This is a genomic window from Mycobacterium colombiense (genome assembly GCF_001672755.1).
Taxonomy (GTDB): Bacteria; Actinomycetota; Actinomycetes; order Mycobacteriales; family Mycobacteriaceae; genus Mycobacterium; species Mycobacterium colombiense_C.
Genome location: NZ_LZKI01000023.1, coordinates 1 through 3,674, shown reverse-complemented (window position 1 = coordinate 3,674; position 3,674 = coordinate 1). Strand labels below are relative to the sequence as shown.

Annotated in this window: 3 protein-coding genes; all 3 read right to left on the bottom strand. The window is 68.8% G+C overall.

The window, feature by feature from the left end:
- A partial coding sequence (locus tag A5708_RS02550; RefSeq protein WP_065027119.1) for a 13E12 repeat family protein occupies positions 1 to 1,037 on the bottom strand: 1,037 nt, incomplete at its 3' end.
- A 122-nt stretch (positions 1,038 to 1,159) separates the two neighbouring features.
- Entirely contained in the window at positions 1,160 to 2,422 is a 1,263-nt protein-coding gene (locus A5708_RS02545) for an alpha/beta hydrolase (protein ID WP_065027118.1), read from the bottom strand.
- Positions 2,422 to 3,674, bottom strand: a 1,253-nt coding sequence (locus A5708_RS02540; RefSeq protein WP_065027117.1) for an AMP-binding protein, incomplete at its 5' end; no start/stop codon positions are given. The genes A5708_RS02540 and A5708_RS02545, both read right to left, overlap by 1 nt.

The window sequence follows — 3,674 nt, the reverse complement described above, 5'->3', positions numbered from 1 at the left end:
TTGGTGTGATAGAGCGCCAGCGCCTTGCCCTTGTCGAAGATCGCCAAATAGTGGTGGGCGTGGCGGGCCAGGCGGATCACGTCGCTCATCGGCAAGATGGTGCCCCCACCGGTCAGTCCCCGACCGGCCGCGGTTTCAAGGTCCTGCAGCGTGGTGGTGACGACGATGGAGGCCGGTAAGCCGTTGTGCTGACCCAGGTCTCCGGAGGCCAACACGGCGCGCAGGGCGGCCAGCAGCCCGTCGTGGTTGCGCTGGGCCGCCGATCGCGGGTCGCGCTCGATCGCCTCTTGGGTGGGTGCGCCACCCACGCAGGGGGTGTCGTCGAGGGGGTTGCACATGCCCGGGGCGGCGAGTTTGGCCAAGACGGCTTCGAGGGTGGCGCGTGCTTCGGGCGTCAGCCAGCCGCGCAGCGCCGACATGCCGTCGGCGTGCTGGTTGCCGAGCGTCAGGCCGCGGCGGCGGGCGCGGTCCTCGTCGGTGAAGGTGCCATCGGGGTTGAGGCAGTCGGCGAGCGTACTGGCCAGCTTGGCCAGTTGCTCGGGGCGAAACCGGGTGCCCTCCTTGGCCAACCGGGCCTCGGCCTGGTCGCGCGTTGCTACGTCGACCCAGCCGGGCAGCCGACGATGAAACTTGCGGATCACCGAGACCTGTTCGGTGCCCAGCGTGCCGTCGCGTTGGGCGGCGGCGGTGACCGCCAGCACCGGCGGTAGGGGTTCGCCGGTCAGCCCATGCCGTGGGCCCAGGTCGCGCGCCGCCTTGATGCGTCGGGATGCCTCCGCGCGGCTGATCAGCGTTGCCTCGGAGATCGCGTGGGACACTGTGCCGCCGAGTTCCAGCGAAGGGGCTTGGCGGGCAAGGGAATTGATCAGCGGATGCTCCAGGGCCGGGATGCGCCGGCGCTGCTTTTCGCAGCGCTGCAGCACCGCCAGCTGTTGCTGGGGGTTGAGCGCGTCGAAGTTCAGCGCGCAGGCTCGATCCCAGGCGGCATCGAGCGCGTCGAACACCGCGTCGACATCCTCGGCGCTACATGGACTCACACCATCAAACTAGCCCGACCCACCGACAAAAATAGCCGCCCTGTGACCACTGAAGCCAAAGTGGCACAAGGGATTACAGGCTGGGTTGGATCGGGGCGACGACTAGTCGCGCTCGGGCGGATTCAGAAACTAGTGGAGGCGTACACCCACGACAGGAATCGCGCCACGGCCTCCGCGGAGCGATGCGCCCGCGGGGAACTGAAGATGTCGAAAGCGTGTTGGGCGTGCGGTAATTCGGCGTAGGCGACCGGGTTCTTGGACACCGCGCGCAGTTCCTCGACGAACTCTTCGGCCTCGCCGACCGGGATCAGCGAATCGTCGTGGCCGTGCAGGACGAAGAACGGCGGTGCGTCGGCGCGCAGCCGCCGGATCGGCGACGCATCGACGTAGATGTCGCGGTGGGTGGCGAATTTCTTTTTGACGACGAACTTTTGGAGCAGGTCCACGAATTCGCGCCGGCCCTCACCCTCGGTGGAGAACCAGTCGTAGCGTCCATACACCGGCACCGCAGCGACCACCGAGGTGTCGGCATCCTCGAACCCGGGCTGGAACTTCGGGTCGTTGGGCGTCAGCGCCGCCAGCGAACATAGGTGGCCGCCGGCGGATCCGCCGGTGATGGCCACGAAGTTCGGATCGCCGCCATAGCGGGAGATGTTCTCCTTGACCCAGGCCAGCGCGCGTTTGACGTCGACGATGTGGTCGGGCCAGGTGTGCCGCGGCGACACCCGGTAGCCGATCGACACGCACACCCAGCCGCGCGCGGCCAGGTGGCTCATCAGCGGATAGGCCTGGGGGCGGCGCATTCCGATCACCCACGCGCCGCCCGGTACCTGCAGCAGGACGGGCGCCTTGCCGTCTCGGGGCAGATCGTGGCGGCGCCAGATGTCGGCGAGGTTGGCGCGGCCGTGCGGACCGTAGGACACCACATTGGTCTTCTCGACGTAGCGGCGGCGCGCCACGGTGTTGCCCAGCGGCAGCGTGCGCCGCCCGCTGCGCGTCGGTGTGCTCTGGGGCAGCTTGCTCAGCGCCTCTTCGTAGTCGTCGCCCAGTTGATCGCGCAGCCCCGCCTCCAGCACCGGGCCGGGAGTCGTGACGCCGCGATACTTGATCACGCCCAGGATGGCCCAGGACGCCGCCGTCAGGGCCAGGGCGGCCTTGCCGCGCCGGCCCGCGAAGTCGCCGCGGCGGCCACGCCGCAACGCGTCGAGCAGCGAGGCGGAGAAGTAGACGCCGGGCACCTCGGAGGCCGGCCAGCCGAACCAGAAGACCAGCACGGTGGTGTAGCCCTTGCGCGCGAGCGGTCGTAAACCGTTGGCGGCGTTGATCAATTCGAGCGCGGCACGGGCGAGCGGCCGGGGTTTTCTGATGGTCCGGGCCACCCGCATCAGCCGGTCACCCGCGCTTGCAGCTCGGCGCGCAGGATCTTGCCGGTGCTGCTGCGGGGAAGCTCGTCCAGCACGGTGATCTCGCGGGGGATCTTGTAGTTGGCCAGGTTCTCCCGCACGTGCTGCTTGAGCGCCTCGGGTGCGGCGCCCGCTTCGAGCGCGGCGCCCGGCTCGAGCACCACGAAGGCCGCCAGCCGCTGGCCGTATTGTTCGTCGTCCACGCCGATCACCGATGCCTCCGCCACGTCGGGATGTGCCGCCAGAATCTTCTCCACCTCGATCGGGTACACGTTCTCTCCACCGGAGACGATCATCTCGTCGTCGCGGCCGACGACGAACAGTCGCCCCGCGTCGTCGAGATAGCCCAGGTCGCCCGACGACATGAAGCCGGCGTGGAAGTCCTTGGTGCTGCCCGAGGTATAGCCCTCGAACTGAGTGTTGTTGCGTACGTAGATGCCGCCGACCTCGCCGGTGGGCAGTTCGTTGAATTCCGGGTCCAGGATTCGGATTTCGGTTCCCCCGGCGGGCCGGCCCGCGGTGTCGGGTGCCGCGCGCAGGTCCTGCGGGGTGGCCGTCGCGATCATGCCGGCCTCGGTGGCGTTGTAGTTGTTGTAGATCACGTCGCCGAACGCGTCCATGAACGCGATGACCACGTCGGGTCGCATCCGCGATCCCGAGGCCGCGGCGAATCTCAGGGACCGGCCGCTGTAGCGGCGCCGCACCTCGGCGGGCAGCTCCATGATGCGGTCGAACATCACCGGCACCACGGCTAGCCCGGTGGCCTTATGGCGGTCGATGAGATCCAGCGTGGCCTCGGGGTCGAACTTGCGCCGGGTGATCACCGTGCAGGCCATGGACGCGGCGAAGATCAACTGGGAGAAGCCCCAGGCGTGGAACATCGGCGCCACGATCACGATGTTCTCCTCGGCCCGCCACGGCGTGCGGTCCAGAATCGCCTTGAGTGTGCCGATTCCGGCGTTGCCGCCGGTTTGGTTGGCGCCCTTGGGCGTTCCGGTGGTGCCCGAGGTGAGCAGGATCATCCGGCCCTTGCGGCCGGAGCGCTGGGGCCGTTGCCCGGCATGTGCGGCGATCAGCTTCTCGACGGTGAGATGGTGTTGCCCGTCCGTCCAGGCCACGATGCGGGCGGCGTCCGGCCTGTCGGCCAGTGCGCGGTCCACCGTCGGGGTGAATTCCTCGTCGTACACCACGGCGTCGACGCCCTCGCGGTTGACCACCTCGGCCAGCGCGGGCC